Raw genomic sequence first — 13,711 nt, 5'->3', positions numbered from 1 at the left:
TTTAAGTTACTTTCAAATATAGCACTTGCCAATTCTTCAAAGTCTACGTTAATATTTAATTGAGTCATATATAGTCACCTCTACAATTTTTTCTTCGTCGATTACATTGTACTAAAGTGAGCTATATATGGCTCTTATTTTATTACACAATTATATGGACATATTCCATAATTCCGAGAAATGTCCGTAAGAGGTGCTGTTAAGGAGCACAATTCAGAATTCTGCCAGTAAGCGTAGTGCTAGTTCTAAAACCAAGACTAACTATATAGCTCTCCATTTTTAAAACACTAAAATCCGCATCTCATACTTTAATGAAATGCGGATTTATATTGATACTTATACTATTTTCGTACCGTGGACTTCATCAAATGGGATATCTTCTGTTAATGCTGATAAATTATCTTTATTTAGTCCGCCACCTGGCATGATTGTTATGTTTCCTTTTGAATGGATTAACAATTTGCCGAGATGGTTTACGTTATCGAATATTGAAGTGTCACTTGGACCGCCATGTGTTAATAAACGAGTAAATTGTTGGTTGATTAACCAATCTAATGATTTAAGTTGGTTGTACGGATTGATGGAATCAAATGCCATATGACAAACGGCTGGTATTACACCACATGCTTCTTTTAAAGACTGCATTTTCCATTCATCTAAGTGTTTGTTTTCGTCTAAGCAACCAAATACAAAGGCATCAACATTTAATTCTTTTAATTGTATGATGTCTTGTCTCATTATTTCGTATTCAAAGTAATCATAATTAAAATCTCCGCCACGTGGTCTAATCATAACTGCAACTTCGACATTGTTTTGATGACAAAGTTCTACTGCTATTTTTACCATTCCATAGCTTGGCGTTGTGCCACCTACTGAAAGGTTATCACAAAGTTCTATTCTGTTAGCACCGTTTTTAATAGCGTTATTTATTTGAGTAATTGTTTCTACGCAAGCTTCTTTGATCATTTTTTATATCCAGTCAAAATTTTATGTCCGTCTTTAGTTACGACAATATCATCTTCAATTCTAACGCCGGCAACTGTAGGAACGTAAATACCTGGTTCTACTGTTAATACCATACCTTCTTGGAATTCATCCTTATTTGTACTAGAGATGTCAGGGAATTCGTGAACACTTAATCCGAGTCCATGTCCTAGTCTATGAGGGAAGTATTCACCATAACCTGCATTACTAATAATATCTCTTGCTACTTTATCGCAGTCTGAAATTTTAGCACCAGGTTTTATCATGTCTATAGCTTGTTTGTTTGCATTAAGTACAACATTATAAATTTCTTTAGCTTTTTCTGATGGTGTACCGAATGGAACTGTTCTAGTTATGTCTGAACAGTAACCTTTATAAATTACACCTAAATCAAATAACACATATTCATTGTCTTTTAACTTTCTATCTCCAGGTGTACCATGCGGAGCAGCAGCATGGTCGCCAAACAATACCATAGTATCGAAGCTCATTTTTGAAATGCCATGTTGTTTCATCGTTGTTTCGATATGATTTAATACTTCTATTTCAGAAATACCTTCTTCTAACTTTTCAACACCAGCTTGAATAGCTAAATCTGCATATTTAGCCGCTTCTTGTAACATTTCAATTTCATTATCTGTTTTAACATTTCTAATATCTTTTAATACTTGATCAATATCGACAATTGTTTCTACGTTAAAAGCTTTTTCAATTTCACGAAGTCTTTTAACAGATAAATGTTCAGATTCTATTGCAAATGTTTTATAAGATTGTTGCTCGATTATATCAAAAGGTGATTCAGTATCTAAATAACCAACGATATTGCCTTTGAAACCAGCGTTCTTAGCTTCTTCTACTTCCATTTTTGGACAAAATAAAGTTTCGTCACCATCTTTAGTAATTAATAAACTAAATAATCGTTCATGAGGCTCAGATAAATAACCCGTTAAATAAAAAATATTTAATGGAGTTGTTATCCATGCCGCATCTACACCTTTTTCTTTTAAAAATGTTGTAATTTCATTATGTTTCATTATTATGCCTCCCGCTTCTCTTTCTTACATTATTATTTTAGACTTCTTGATTCATAAATTCAAATTTAGGGTATATAACATATGGAAAAGACAATATGAGGAGGGAAAGTCATGAAAGTATCATTTCATGGACAATCAGTAATCTATTTTGAGAGTAAAGGACAAAAAGTGATTGTGGATCCATTTATTACTGGAAATCCAATGTCAGATTTAACAGCAGATGAAGTAGAGGTCGATTATATTATTTTAACTCATGGTCATGGAGATCATTTAGGTGATACTGCTAGCATTGCAAAAAGAACTGGTGCAACAGTAATTGCTTTCCCAGAAGCAATTGATTATTTATCAAATAAATATAATCTTGAAAACTTACATCCAATGAATATTGGAGGCAATGTTGAATTCAAATTTGGTAAAGTTAAATACGTTCAAGCATTTCATAGTAATAGTATTACAGAAGAAAATGGTGAAATTGTGTATTTAGGTATGCCAGCAGGGATTGTATTAGAAACTGAAGCTGGAACGATTTACCATACAGGAGATACAGGATTATTTAGCGATATGAAATTAATTGCAGATAGACATCCAGTTGATTTATGTTTCATTCCAATTGGCGATAATTTCACGATGGGAATTGATGATGCAAGTTATGCAATTAATGAATTTATTAAACCTAAAAAAGTAGTACCAATACATTACGATACATTTGATTATATTAAGCAAGATCCTAAAGAGTTTGAAAAGGCTGTTACGTCATCTGAAGTAAGTATTCTAAAAGCAGGAGAATACGTCGAATTATAAAATAGAGATTAGAAGTGGTTGCATATAAACGCAACCACTTTTCTTTTGTAAACATATCATTTAACCACTCAAAAATGTATAATAGAAAGTAATTCATTAAATTTGATAGAGGGTATAAACATGACGAAACATGAACAAATTATAAAGTACATTGAGTCGTTATCTGTTGGACATAAAATCTCTGTCAGGCAGATAGCCAAAGATTTAAATGTCTCAGAAGGTACTGCTTATCGAGCAATAAAAGAAGCGGATAACAAAGGGCTCGTAGCTTCAATTGATAGAGTTGGTACTGTTAGAATTGAGCGTAAGTCTAGAGAACAAATTGAGAATTTAACTTTTAACGAAATTGTTAAAATAGTAGATGGTCAAGTATTAGGCGGAAAGCAAGGGTTGTATAAAACATTATCCAAATTTGCTATTGGCGCAATGGAGTTAAATGATGTAGTAAAATATTTAACTAAAAATACATTGCTTATAGTGGGTAACCGCGCTGATGTTCAATTGGAAGCTTTAAAGAGAGGTTCGGCAGTACTAATTACTGGTGGGTTTGAAGCAAATGAAGAAATTATTGAATATGCTAATGAATTTGAACTACCAATTATTTCTTCAAATTACGACACTTTTTTAGTAGCAAATGTTATTAATAGAGCCATCTATGATCAAATGATTAAGAAAGAAATTCTAATGGTCGAAGATATTATGATACCTATAGAATCAACTTCTCATCTTGATGACACGCAAAAAGTAAGAGATTGGAATGAATTATCCCAACTTACTTCTCACACACGTTTTCCTGTAATTGACAGTGAATCGAAAGTTGTGGGTATCTTGACAAGTAAAGACATTGTGAATGAAGAACTAGATAGAAGTATTAAACCATTAATGACTAAATCACCTATAGTTGCACATTTGAATACAACGATTGCAACCTGTGCGCATCTCATGATTTGGGAAGGTATAGAATTGTTACCAGTTGTTTCTAGTTCTAAAGAATTGATTGGTATTATATCAAGAGAAGATGTATTAAAGACTATGCAGTTAATGAGTAAACAACCACAAATTGGAGAAACAATTCATGACCAAATTGCGAAACAAATAACGATGGTTAATGGAAATGTTGTTGTAAATATATCGCCACAACTTACAAATCAATTTGGTATGATGACGAAATCTGTATATATTGCTGTCATTGAAGAAGCATTACGTTATGAAATACGAAAAATGAAAAAATCTGAAATTATGATTGAACATATAGATATTTATTATATAAAGACTGTTCAAATAGATGATGAAGTCGAAGTGAAAATCTCTACTTTAGATATCGGAAGATTATTTGCTAAATTTGAAGTGACTATGGTTAGTGGAAGTGCAACAGTTGCCAAAGCTTTACTTATGTGTCAAATTTTCGAAAAATAAAAAAGCGTTATAAATACAACGCTTTTAAAGAAATTAATTATGCTTTTTTTGTTCGAACTCTTCCCAAGCTTTATTTTCAATGGGTAAGTTGCCTTTAAAGTATTTGCTTGCTTTATAACCATAAGTAAGATTCAAAATACCAAAGAATAATAATACGATTACAATGATATACGTTACTAAAGTTGGAAATAAAAATACTTGATCAACTGCAAATGCTATCATAAATATACCGAAATAAAATCTAGAGCGAGCTTTATGATAGGCTTTTCTAACATCGCGTTTTGTTCTAAATGAACGCGCAAGATTTAAAATTGCAAATATTAAAGCTAGAATCATAATTGTTACTGCTAAAGCAACAAATGTGGACATAATTTCAGGTGACATGATTTATTCCTCCTACCAAATCGAATTATATCAATTAATAAAATATAAGTAAATATAAAGAAAGAAGGATAACAATGGAAGAAATATTAAATAAAATTAAGCAATATGAAACAATTATAATACATAGACATGTGAGACCGGATCCTGATGCATACGGTTCACAGTTAGGATTGAAATATATATTACAAGATACTTTTCCAGAAAAGAATATATATGCAGTAGGGCAATCAGAACCTACTTTAGAATTTATAGGTGATTTAGATGAAATATCTGATGATACTTATAATGGTGCACTAGTGATTGTATGTGATACAGCTAATTCACCTAGAATTGATGATGAACGATTTAACAAAGGTTCAGAACTAATTAAAATAGATCATCATCCACCAGTTGATTCATATGGTGATATTAATTTCGTTAATACAAATGCATCATCGACTAGTGAGATAATCTTTGATTTAAATCATTCATGGAATTTGAATGACTCAAATGTAAGTGAGCGAGCAAGCCGAGTTTTATATTTAGGTATTGTTGGAGATACTGGAAGATTCTTGTTTGATAACACAACACCACATACTATGGAAGTTGCAGCACAATTGATGACGCAAGAGTTTGAACGTAATAGACTACTCAATCAATTAAGTGAACGTGAACCTGAGTTATTACACTTTCAAGGTTATATATTACAAAACTTCAATTATGATGGTGAAGGCTTTTGTTCTATAAAAATTACGAAAGACATTCTTGAAAAATTTAATTTAAAACCTAACGAAGCTTCATTATTTGTAAATACAGTTGCAGATATTAAAGGACTTAAAGCATGGGTATTTGCTGTCGATGAAGGTAAAGAAATTAGATGTAGAATACGTTCAAAAGGAATTACAATCAATCACATAGCTGCTAAGTATAATGGTGGTGGACATCCAAATGCTTCAGGTGCCTCCGTATATAGTTGGGAAGAGTTTGATGCATTAACTGCAGATATTAAATCTGAAATTTAGGAGGTGTAGCGCATGGTAAGTCATTTAAATATTCATTCATCATATGATTTATTAAATTCAAGCATCAGAATTTCAGATGTCGTTGAAAAAGGTAAAGATGAAAATTATCAAGCGCTAGCTTTAACGGATTTAAATGTTATGCACGGTGCATTACAATTTTATGATGAATGTTTAAAGGTAAATATAAAGCCGATTATTGGATTAACAGTATATTTAGATGATCAACTTAATCAAGTTGAATGCGTTTTATTAGCAAAAAACAATATTGGTTATCATAATTTAATTAAACTATCATCAGCAATTTCTCTTAAAGAGCGGTTTTCAACGCCTGTTGAGTGGTTGAATACTTATTCTGATGGGTTAATCATTATAGCAAAACAACTTAGCCCAGATAATGCCTATTTATTCCAAGCAATTCAAATTAATGATGATGATAAATATTTATCTCATAATTCTAGTGCGGAATTAACACATAAAAAAGTGTATATACAATCTGCATTATATTTGAATCAAGATGACGGAGATAGTTTGATTGGTTTAAAAGCGATTAAAAATAATGAAAAATTAACGATTAGTGATTTTAACAAGAATATAAACAGACATTTCTTATCTGAAAAAGAATTACCGAATATAGATGTTTCAAATGAATATATTGAAAATACTGATGAGATAGCGCAAAAATGTAACGTTGAAATTACATATCATCAAGATTTATTACCTAAATTTGACACACCAGAGCATAAAACAAGTAATGAATACCTTTGGGAATTGTTAATGATTAATAAAGAAAGATACCCACAATTCAATGAAGAATATGAAAAAAGATTAAAATACGAATATAACATTATTGTCTCAATGGGCTATGCTGATTACTTTTTAATTGTTAGTGATTTGATTCAATATGCTAAAGAACAAAATGTACTAGTCGGACCAGGACGTGGATCATCAGGAGGTTCATTAGTTAGTTATATTTTAAATATAACGACGATTGATCCGATAGAGTTTGATCTGTTATTTGAACGTTTTTTAAATCCAGAGCGTGTAACAATGCCAGATATTGATATTGATTTTCAAGATACTAAAAGAGATAAAGTAATTCAATATGTACAAAATAAATATGGAGACAATAAAGTAGCAGGTATTGTTACATATGGTCATTTACAAGCAAGAGCGGTGGCAAGAGATGTAGGAAGAATTTTACAGTTTGATGATGCGACTTTAAATTATATATCTAAACTGATACCACATAAATTAGGTATTACACTGAACGAAGCTTATGAGAGTGAAGAATTTAAGCAATTTGTTAATCAAAATCATTTACATGAAAAATGGTTTGAACTCAGTAAACAACTTGAAGGATTACCGCGTCATACGTCTACTCATGCAGCGGGTATTATTATAAATGACCAATCATTACATCAATTTGTTCCTACTATGATGGGTGACACGGGTGTTTTAACACAGTGGACAATGACAGAAACTGAAAAAATAGGCTTGCTGAAAATTGACTTTCTTGGATTAAGAAACTTATCTATTATTCAACAAGTCGTTAATCAAGTTAAATATCAAGAAAATAAAAATATAGATATTGAAGAAATACCTTTCGACGATGCTAAAGTTTTTCAGCTTTTATCAAGAGGGGAAACTACAGGAATATTCCAACTTGAATCACAAGGCGTTCGAAGTGTATTAAAAAGATTAAAGCCTGATCATTTCTTGGATATTGTTGCCGTAACTTCTCTTTATAGACCTGGCCCAATGGAAGAAATTCCCACTTATATAAAACGGCGTAGACAGAATGAACAAATTGAATACTTACATCCAGATTTAGAAGGTATATTGAAATCAACATATGGTGTTATTATTTATCAAGAACAAATTATGCAAATTGCAAGCAAATTTGCTGGATTTTCTTATGGTGAAGCGGATATTCTAAGACGTGCGATGAGTAAGAAAAATAGAGCAGTACTAGAAAATGAAAGAAAGCATTTTGTTAACGGAAGCTTAGAACGTGGGTACGAGGAATCAACAGCAATAAAAATATTTGATTTAATTCTTAAATTTGCTGATTACGGTTATCCGAAAGCTCATGCTGTAGCTTACAGTAAAATTGCATATATCATGACATATTTAAAAGTTCATTATCCGACTTATTTTTATGCCTCTATACTATCCAATGTAGTAGGTAATGAAGTGAAAACTGAACAAATGGTAACTGAATTGAAAAGAATAGGTGTTAAAATTTATCCACCATCCATTAACGATAGTGAGTGGTTTTATAAAGCAACTTCAGACGGAATTTACACGTCACTTGGGGCAATAAAAAGTGTTGGTTATCAAAGTGTCAAAAGTATTGTCGATGAAAGAAAGACAAATGGTAAATATAAAGATATGTATGATATTGTTCATAGACTTCCTAATAAAGTGAAAAATAAAAAAATGATACAATCACTTATTTATTCAGGTGCATTAGATACTTTCGGTCAAACAAGAGCTACCATGTTACAGTCAATTGACGATGTTTATGAAAGTAGTGAGTCAGTTGGAGATGCCAATAATTTACTTGCAGAACTAGGCTTAAATGTAAAAAAAGAATTCAAAGAAGTTGAAGAAATGCCTAGTCTTATGAAAAGTGAATATGAAAAAGAATATTTAGGATTTTATGCGACTGAACATCCTATTCTATCATTATTCAAACAACTCCAATATTTATCTATTTATCCAATTAGAATACAAAATGAAAAAGTACCTATGTTAGTCATGATTGCTTCATTAAGAAAAATTAGGACTAAAAAAGGGCAAAATATGGCTTTTGTAAATATAATTGATGGTATAAATGAAGTGGAAGGTGTTATTTTTCCAGATGCATATAAACTAATTGAAACAACTGAAATTATAAACGTACCAATTATTATTCAAGGTAAGTTTGAGAAAAGAAATGGAAAGATGCAAATCATTATTAATAGTATAGAAACGTTAGAAGACTTTAAAAAAGAAAAGTTAGCAACTACTAAAGAAGTTGTGGTTAGAAATGTGACAAGTCTGGATGAATGGGTAACAAAATCAGAGGAAAGTAAAATTAAAGTAACATACTTTAACGATGATGATTTTACCTCAAAATCACTTGGATATTTAAATTTGAATAAAGGTGATTTTGAAGAATTTATAAATATAGTAGGTTATGAAAATGTACGACTTTTATAGTCTTTATTAATTAAATAAATTATGATATAGTATTCTTCATGGTGGTCTGACCACTGTGAAGAATTTTTTAATTTAAATAATAAAATTTCATGTATAATAAAGGGATAGATACATAAAATGAAGGGATGATCATTTTGTCACTAAGAGACGATGCTCTATATATGCACAAAGAAAAACAAGGTAAATTAGGTGTCTACGCAAAGGTTAAAGTTACTAATAAAGAGGAATTAAGCCTTGCTTATTCACCGGGAGTTGCTGAGCCATGTAAAGATATACATGAAGATGTACGTAAAGTATATGACTATACAATGAAATCAAATGCTGTAGCAGTTATTACTGATGGTACTGCTGTATTAGGTCTTGGAGATATTGGTCCTGAAGCAAGTATTCCAGTTATGGAAGGTAAAGCAGTATTATTTAAAAGCTTTGCAGGCGTAGATGGCGTACCAATAGCATTAAACACGACAGATGTTGATGAAATTGTAAACACAGTTAAACTATTAGAACCTAACTATGGCGGCGTTAACTTAGAAGACATTTCAGCTCCTAGATGTTTTGAAATTGAAGAGAGACTTAAAAAAGAAACTAAAATACCTGTATTTCATGATGATCAACATGGTACTGCAATCGTCACAGTGGCTGGATTAATAAATGCACTCAAAATTACTGACAGAAAATTATCCGATATAAAAGTAGTCTTAAATGGCGCTGGTGCTGCTGGTATTGCAATTATAAAATTATTATATAGTTATGGCGTAAGAAACATGATTATGTGCGATTCTAGAGGTGCAATTTATGAAGATCGTCCTTATGGAATGAATCCTACAAAAGATTTTGTAGCTAAATGGACTAATAAAGACAAAATCGAAGGAAAACTAGAAGATGTTATTAAAGAAGCTGATGTTTTTGTTGGTGTTTCAGTAGAAGGCGCATTAACAAAAGAATTAGTTGAAACTATGGCAGAGGACCCAATTATTTTTGCTATGGCCAATCCGGTTCCTGAAATTATGCCTAATATTGCCAAAGAAGCTGGTGCAAAAGTTATAGGCACAGGACGTTCAGATTTTCCAAATCAAATTAATAATGTATTAGCATTCCCTGGTATATTTAGAGGTGCTTTAGATATTAGAGCAACACATATAAACGAAGAAATGAAACAAGCGGCTGTAGAAGCCATTGCTAACTTAGTTTCAGAAGATGAATTAAATTCAGACTATGTAATACCTGGTCCATTTGATGCAAGAGTTGCACCTTATGTTGCAAGAGCTGTAGCTAAAGCCGGTATGGAATCAGGCGTAGCACGTATTGAAGTCGATTTAGATGAAATTGAGCGAAAAACATACGAATTAGCTGACTTGTCATAGTTTGGGAAGGAGGCACCACATTGGATAAAAATAAGCAAAAAGGTTTAATCAAGATTGTCGAACAAATTCAATCAATTATTGTTGAAAAAAATATTCAAGTGGGCGAAAAGCTACCTTCTGAAAGATTTTTAAGTGAGACACTTAATGTCGGGCGTTCAAGTATAAGAGAAGCTCTTAGAGCATTAGAGCTTCTCGGTGTAATACATACTAGGAGAGGTGAAGGTACATTTCTAAGTGATATGTACCAACACCAACTTTTTGATTTGATTGGTAGGTTTTTGATCCATAATGAATCTCAATTAGATGAAATAAATGAGCTTAAATGGATGATTGAAAATTTTTGTGAAGAACATAATAGCATCGAAACAAATTCAAAAGAAGAACTTGTTTCTTCTAATAATAATCAAATTATGTATATGATTTGGAAACTACTCTCTCAATATAGTGATAGATTTGAAAGAGATAATTGTAAATAAGATCAGGGGGATAGTGACATGTTTAAAGACTTGTTCAATCGAAACCAAAAAAAGAAAAAATATGTAACTGTTCAAAACAGTAAAGATAATGACGTGCCAGAAGGTATTATGACTAAATGTCCAAAATGTAAAAAAATTATGTATACGAAAGAACTCGTACAAAATTTAAATGTTTGTTTTAATTGTGATCATCATATTGCGCTTAGTGCTCACGACAGAATTAAAACTGTAAGTGATGAAGACGCGTTTAAAGAATTCGATGTCGGTATGACTGCTTCAAATCCTTTAGAATTTCCTGGATATGAAGATAAGCTTGAAAAAGATAGACAAAAAACAGGTCTTAATGATGCTGTTGTGACAGGTGTTACAACAATAGATGGTATCCCTTATGGTATTTGCGTTATGGATTCCAGATTTAGAATGGGTAGTATGGGTGCAGTAGTCGGAGAGAAAATTTGTAGAATAGTAGATTATTGTTCAGATCATGATTTACCATTTGTATTATTTACAGCAAGTGGTGGTGCACGGATGCAAGAAGGTATAATTTCACTTATGCAAATGGCTAAAACAAGCGTTTCAATCAAACGTCATAGTGATAAAGGTTTACTTTTTATTTCTTATATGACACATCCAACTACAGGAGGCGTTTCAGCTAGTTTCGCATCTGTAGGGGATTTAAATTTTGCAGAACCAAAAGCATTAATTGGATTCGCAGGTAGAAGAATCATTGAACAAACTATAAGTGAAAAACTACCTGATGATTTCCAAACGGCAGAATTTTTACTAGATCATGGGCAACTTGATAAAGTTGTACATAGAAAAGATATGTACAAAACATTAAGTACTGTTCTTAAGATGCATCACAACGAGGTGAGAGATAATGCTTGAATTTGAAAAACCTTTAGAAGAGATTAAAGAGAAGATAGCATCTCTAAAAGCTTATCAAGAAAAGCATGGTGTTAATTTATTAGATGAAATTGAAATATTAGAAGCAACTTTGTCTAAAGAAACAGAACAAATATATAAAAACTTAAAGCCTTGGGATAGAGTACAAGTTGCTAGGTTGCAAGAAAGACCAACAACGCTAGATTATATTCCATATATATTTGATGACTTTATAGAATTACATGGCGATCGTACATTTAGAGATGATCCAGCATTAATAGGTGGATTAGCTTATTTTAATGGATTACCTGTAACAGTTATTGGTCATCAAAGAGGTAAAGATACGAAAGATAATATTTACCGAAACTTCGGTATGGCACATCCTGAAGGGTATCGTAAAGCTTTGAGATTAATGAAACAAGCAGAAAAATTCAACCGTCCTATTATAACCTTTATTGATACAAAAGGTGCGTATCCAGGTAAAGCTGCTGAAGAACGTGGCCAAAGTGAATCAATTGCTAAAAACTTAATTGAAATGGCTTCATTAACTGTACCCGTTATTTCTATCGTAATTGGTGAAGGAGGAAGCGGCGGAGCACTTGGTTTAGGTGTTACGAACCGTTTACTTATGCTTGAAAATAGTACGTATTCTGTAATCTCTCCTGAGGGTGCAGCTGCATTATTATGGAAAGATTCAAGTTTAGCACAAATGGCAGCTGAAACGATGAAAATTACTGCTCCTGATTTATTTGAATTAGGGGTTGTAGATGAAGTGGTTAAAGAACCATTTGGTGGAGCACATAAACATTTAGAAAATCAAGCAACACTTATAAAGACTTCAATTACCAAACATATGTCTGAGTTAAAAACATTATCTCCAGAAAGTTTAGTTGAAGACAGGTTTAAAAAGTATCGTAATATAGGAAGTTATATTGATTAATAACAAACATGGAAAAGAAAGGTCTTATTTAAAAGACTTTTCTTTTTCTTTGTTATGAGTATATATGCATAATAGAAATAAATGTATAGCGTTTTCAAGATTCCGAATATTACAAAACTTAGAATCTTTGTTTAAGAAGACGTTTACATATCTAAATAACGTTAGTTTTAATGGAATCAAGCAATTATTTGTGTTATTTTTAAATTAACAAACATATAACAAGAGAGGTCTGTATATTTATGAAAAAAATTGCAGTATTAACGAGTGGTGGAGATTCACCAGGGATGAACGCAGCTATTCGTGCGGTTGTTCGTAAAGCTATTTATCATGATATTGAAGTTTATGGTGTTTACCAAGGATATTTAGGTTTAATCAATGATAATATTGAAAAACTTGAATTAGGCTCAGTAGGTGACATGATTCAAAGAGGTGGAACATTCCTTTATTCTGCAAGGTGTCCAGAATTTAAAGAAAAAGAAGTTCGTGCTAAAGCTATCGAAAATCTTGAAAAAAGAGGTATAGAAGGCTTGGTTGTTATCGGAGGCGATGGTAGCTATAGAGGCGCACAAAGATTAAGTGAAGAAGCAAAAAACCTTAAAACAATTGGTGTACCAGGTACAATCGATAATGATATAAATGGTACTGACTTCACAATCGGCTTTGACACAGCTCTTAACACAATTATAGAGTCTGTTGATAAAATTAGGGATACGGCATCAAGTCATGAACGTACTTTTATTATCGAAGTTATGGGTAGAGATGCTGGGGATTTAGCATTATGGTCAGGATTAGCTGCTGGAGCTGAAACAATTTTAATTCCAGAAGTAAAAGCGGACATAGAAGAAATTGCTGAAAAAATCCAACAAGGCATGGATCGTGGTAAGAAACACTCAATTATTGTATGTGCTGAAGGTGTTATGACAGGTAATCAATGCGGCGAAGAATTAAAAAAATATATCAACATTGATACACGCGTTTCATGTTTAGGTCATATTCAAAGAGGTGGTACACCTACAGGTATGGATAGAGTATTAGCATCAAGATTAGGTGGATACGCTGTCGAATTACTTATGCAAGGTGAAAGTGCTAAAGCAGTTGGCATTCAACAAAATGAGTTAACATGTACTCACTTTGATGGAATATTCCAATCAGAACATAATATCGATAACAAAATGTATGAATTAGCGCATCAATTATCTATTTAAATCAAGTAAAAACTATG

At 31.9% G+C, this 13,711-nt stretch carries 12 protein-coding genes; 9 read left to right on the top strand and 3 right to left on the bottom strand.

Translation table 11 applies throughout. The features are described 5' to 3' along the window. Positions 1-336 precede the first annotated feature (336 nt). Positions 337-966 carry a copper homeostasis protein CutC gene (locus LQ668_RS01420; RefSeq protein ID WP_239775857.1) on the bottom strand — a complete coding sequence of 210 codons (630 nt, stop codon included), beginning with the start codon at positions 964-966 and terminating at the stop codon, positions 337-339. After that, positions 963-2,018, bottom strand: a complete 1,056-nt coding sequence (locus LQ668_RS01415; protein WP_088368987.1) for a M24 family metallopeptidase — start codon at positions 2,016-2,018, stop codon at positions 963-965. Before LQ668_RS01415 ends, LQ668_RS01420 begins: the two co-directional genes overlap by 4 nt. A 111-nt stretch (positions 2,019-2,129) precedes the next feature. Here LQ668_RS01415 and LQ668_RS01410 point away from each other — a divergent pair, with 111 nt between their 5' ends. Further along, the gene (locus tag LQ668_RS01410) at positions 2,130-2,819 is read left to right on the top strand and encodes a metal-dependent hydrolase (RefSeq protein ID WP_078356401.1); all 690 of its coding nucleotides are present in this window, start codon (positions 2,130-2,132) and stop codon (positions 2,817-2,819) included. 120 nt (positions 2,820-2,939) lie between these two features. Beyond that, positions 2,940-4,235 carry a DRTGG domain-containing protein gene (locus LQ668_RS01405; protein ID WP_078356402.1) on the top strand — a complete coding sequence of 432 codons (1,296 nt, stop codon included), beginning with the start codon at positions 2,940-2,942 and terminating at the stop codon, positions 4,233-4,235. 33 nt (positions 4,236-4,268) lie between these two features. On the opposite strand, the gene LQ668_RS01400 is transcribed toward LQ668_RS01405, so the two are convergent. Then, entirely contained in the window at positions 4,269-4,619 is a 351-nt protein-coding gene (locus LQ668_RS01400; protein ID WP_078356403.1) for a YtpI family protein, read from the bottom strand. A gap of 74 nt (positions 4,620-4,693) precedes the next feature. Here LQ668_RS01400 and LQ668_RS01395 point away from each other — a divergent pair, with 74 nt between their 5' ends. The 7 genes from LQ668_RS01395 to pfkA all read left to right on the top strand — a co-directional run bounded on the left by LQ668_RS01395 (position 4,694) and on the right by pfkA (position 13,694). Beyond that, on the top strand, positions 4,694-5,620 hold the full coding sequence (locus LQ668_RS01395) for a DHH family phosphoesterase (protein WP_078356404.1): 927 nt from the start codon (positions 4,694-4,696) through the stop codon (positions 5,618-5,620). A gap of 12 nt (positions 5,621-5,632) precedes the next feature. Then, a complete protein-coding gene (locus LQ668_RS01390) occupies positions 5,633-8,824 on the top strand; it encodes a DNA polymerase III subunit alpha (protein WP_107509865.1) in 3,192 nt (1,063 codons plus the stop codon). A gap of 134 nt (positions 8,825-8,958) precedes the next feature. Further along, a complete protein-coding gene (gene ystJ / locus LQ668_RS01385) occupies positions 8,959-10,188 on the top strand; it encodes an NADP-dependent malic enzyme (protein WP_078356406.1) in 1,230 nt (409 codons plus the stop codon). A gap of 20 nt (positions 10,189-10,208) precedes the next feature. After that, positions 10,209-10,664 (top strand): FadR/GntR family transcriptional regulator, encoded by a 456-nt coding sequence (locus LQ668_RS01380; protein ID WP_078356407.1) that lies wholly within the window; start codon positions 10,209-10,211, stop codon positions 10,662-10,664. An 18-nt stretch (positions 10,665-10,682) separates the two neighbouring features. Then, positions 10,683-11,552 (top strand): acetyl-CoA carboxylase, carboxyltransferase subunit beta, encoded by an 870-nt coding sequence (accD, locus tag LQ668_RS01375; RefSeq protein ID WP_107509864.1) that lies wholly within the window; start codon positions 10,683-10,685, stop codon positions 11,550-11,552. Then, on the top strand, positions 11,545-12,489 hold the full coding sequence (locus LQ668_RS01370; protein WP_107509863.1) for an acetyl-CoA carboxylase carboxyltransferase subunit alpha: 945 nt from the start codon (positions 11,545-11,547) through the stop codon (positions 12,487-12,489). The genes accD and LQ668_RS01370 overlap by 8 nt, the downstream gene beginning before the upstream one ends. 239 nt (positions 12,490-12,728) lie before the next feature. Continuing rightward, positions 12,729-13,694, top strand: coding sequence for a 6-phosphofructokinase (pfkA, locus tag LQ668_RS01365; protein ID WP_107509862.1), 966 nt, complete (start codon positions 12,729-12,731; stop codon positions 13,692-13,694). Positions 13,695-13,711: the final 17 nt, after the last annotated feature.

The organism is Mammaliicoccus sp. K-M42 (assembly GCF_022386375.1).
Taxonomy (GTDB): Bacteria; Bacillota; Bacilli; order Staphylococcales; family Staphylococcaceae; genus Mammaliicoccus; species Mammaliicoccus fleurettii.
The sequence above is the reverse complement of the archived record's forward strand: the minus strand, read 5'-3'. Positions and strand labels throughout refer to the sequence as shown.